Annotated in this window: 3 protein-coding genes; all 3 read left to right on the top strand. The window is 37.4% G+C overall.

What is annotated here, in order from left to right:
- A partial coding sequence (locus tag HMPREF9333_RS10230; protein WP_040882916.1) for a DUF4368 domain-containing protein occupies positions 1-1,098 on the top strand: 1,098 nt, incomplete at its 5' end.
- Positions 1,099-1,167: 69 nt separating this feature from the next.
- Positions 1,168-1,434 carry a DUF3847 domain-containing protein gene (locus HMPREF9333_RS10225; protein WP_005541827.1) on the top strand — a complete coding sequence of 89 codons (267 nt, stop codon included), beginning with the start codon at positions 1,168-1,170 and terminating at the stop codon, positions 1,432-1,434.
- Positions 1,435-1,842: 408 nt separating this feature from the next.
- On the top strand, positions 1,843-2,989 hold a 1,147-nt coding region (mobQ, locus tag HMPREF9333_RS10215; protein WP_005541825.1), incomplete at its 3' end, for a MobQ family relaxase.

Below are 2,989 nucleotides of genomic sequence, written 5' to 3'. Positions count from 1 at the left end.
TTAGGGCATACAGTCAACTTCAAAACCAGAAAGCATTTCAAAGATAAGAAAAGTAAATATGTATCCGAAGATAACTGGCTCATCTTTGAAAACACCCACGAGCCAATCATAGACCAAGAAACCTTTGATAATGTGCAGAGAATACGAGGAAATGTCAAACGCTATCCCGATGGTTGGGGCGAATACCATCCCCTTACAGGACTGATGTATTGTGCCGATTGTGGAAGTAAAATGTATGTGCATAGAACAAGCAACTACAAGAGTATTCCTTATTATACTTGCAGTGCCTATACAAAAGTACCTTGTGGAACACTTTGTCCATCTGCTCACAGGATAAAAGCAGAAGCAGTCTTAAAGCTCATTCAAAGCACCCTACAAGACATCAAGAAAAGCCTTGATGAAGATAATGAAGTCTTTCTACATTCCATTCAAAACGAAATGGAAGAAAGCGAGAAAATGGAAATGGAAAAGAAAAGGACAAGGCTCACAGATAGTAAAAACAGACTTCAGGAACTGGAACGCTTAATGTGTCGGATATACGAAGATATGATACTGGAGAAGATACCGAATAACCGATATGAAATTCTAAACAATCAGTATGAAACCGAGCAAAGAGAACTCAGCAAAGAAATTGACGAGTTGGAAAAAGCCATCAAGCGATACGAAAAAGAAACCGACAGAGCCAAGAAATTCATTCGGTTGATTGAACGCTATGATAACTTTGATGAACTTACACCGACCATCATCAACGAGTTTGTAGAAAAAATCTTAATTCACGAACGAGATCGAAAAGGCAGTCAAACCGCCAATCAGAAAGTCGAAATCTACTTCAACTTTATCGGGAACTATGAACCTCCGAAAGAAGAATTATCTGAAGAAGAAAAGCAGAAATTAAGGGAGGAGGAAGAAAAAGAAAGGGCAAGAAAAGACAGGCTTCATCAAAACTACCTCAATCGTAAAGCAAATGGCAAGCAAAAAGAGTATGAGGACAGATACGAGGAGAAAAGAATAAAGATGAGAGATAAGAAAAAAGAAAAGCTACCAAAGAATTATTATTTGGCAAAAGATGAAATTCTTAATATAAGAAAATCAGTATAAAAAATCAGAAAGGTTAAGTGCAAATTGTACTTAACCTTTTTTCATAAAAAACGAAAGTGAGGAATTGATATGAAAGATAATAGGACAGAACTACAAAAAGTAAAATCGGAAATTGAACTCAAAGAAAATGAACTTGAAAAGTACGAAAAAAAGTTGGTGCAGTTGAAAAATCAGGAAAAGAAAATCAGAAAGAGGGCGAGTCTTGAAGAACGAAAAAAACGAAACCATAGATTGATAGAGCGAGGTGCAATTTTAGAAAGTATTATCGAGGGAGCAAGCGAGAAAAGTAATGAAGAAATAAAGGTTATTTTACAAAGAGCATTTCAAAAAGGTTAAGAAAAGCAAGGACATCGTATAATCGCAATTCCCTTAGATTTTCTAAGGGCGCAATTATACACCCTAAAGGGTGTCCTTGCGTCCTGCGGAGCTTTTACCCTTGCAGGGAGCAAAAGAGGAGTAGCGAAGATGTTCACATATCCCCCATTCCCTTTTTTATCGTCAAGGGTAAAGTGCATTCGCTACCGCTCACCCTTGACCCTAAAAATTTGAAACGGCTCACAATCGGCAAGCCGACATACTGAAACAACAAAAGCAGTTGCAGTATAGTCGGCTTTTTCTATTGTACCGTTTCAAAACGGTCATTCACTTTACGGACTATCCGAGAAAAAAAAACGCTAAGACCGACACCTGAAACGACAAAAGAAAAGAACAAAGACAATCTAAAAGCGAAAGGAGTTGATAAGAGTGGCAGACAGTTTTCACTTTAATATTTCCATCATCTCAAGAGGAAAAGGAAAAAGTGCAGTCGCAAGTGCTGCCTATATTTCTTGTGAGAAACTGACGAATGATTGGGACGGAGTAATTCACGATTATCACAATAAAAAAGGTTTGGAGCATAAAGAAATCTTCTTGCCGGAAAATGCACCAAAGGAATTTTTAGACCGCTCCACCTTATGGAACAGTGTGGAGTTAAATGAAAAAGCCATCAATGCACAGCTTGTAAGAAACTTCATTATTGCCCTACCCAAAGAGTTAAGTTTGGAAGAAAACAAAGAACTTATCAGGAAATTTATACAGGAGAATTTTGTATCCAAAGGAATGATTGCAGACCTTGCCATTCATCAAGGAAATGACGAGGAAAACGGAAATATTCATGCTCATATAATGACAACTGTTCGCCCCTTAAATCAAGATGGCACTTGGGGAGCAAAGAGCAAAAAAGAATATCTTCTTGATGAACAGGGAAACAAGATTTTAGGCAAGAACGGAAAACCTAAGACAAGAAAGATAGATCTCACTGATTGGAACAACAAAGAAAATGCGGAGAAATGGAGAGAACATTTTGCCACTCTTTGCAATCAGTATTTAGAGAAAAATAACCTTGAAAAAAGAGTAGACCATCGTTCTTTTGAAAGACAGGGAATTGAAGAAATCCCGACCATTCATTTAGGAGCAAGTGCAAGTGCTTTAGAGCGAAAAGGAGTAGAAACCGAGAAAGGAAACATTAACAGAGAAATCAAAAAGCATAATTCCATTGTGAGAGCAGTCCGAGAAAGAATAGCAGAACTCACCTCTTGGCTGAATGATTTTACCAAAGTCTTATTTGAAAAATATGAGCAATACAAAGAGGAGAAAAAAGAAGAATATGAAAACAAAGCGGAACTCTTTAATCTCTATGAGTACATCAGCATTTATTATGATTTACAGGGAGAAAAGGCGAGAAAGTTAAACCCCTATGCAAGCAATAAAAAGATAAGTGCAGACCTCAACCGATTTTCCAAAGCAAGGATATATCTATCCGATAACAGATTGCAGACCATTGCAGATTTGCAAGGGAAAATCACCGAACTACAAGGCAAGAATAAGAACATCTATCAGGACATCAAAACCA

This window comes from Johnsonella ignava ATCC 51276 (assembly GCF_000235445.1).
Classification (GTDB): domain Bacteria; phylum Bacillota; class Clostridia; order Lachnospirales; family Lachnospiraceae; genus Johnsonella; species Johnsonella ignava.
This window is presented reverse-complemented; position numbering and strand designations above follow the sequence as displayed.

Excerpts from the sequence above, each read along its gene's own strand:
- HMPREF9333_RS10225 (WP_005541827.1), top strand. The coding sequence starts at position 1,168 with ATGAAAGATAATAGGACAGAACTACAAAAAGTAAAATCGGAAATTGAA.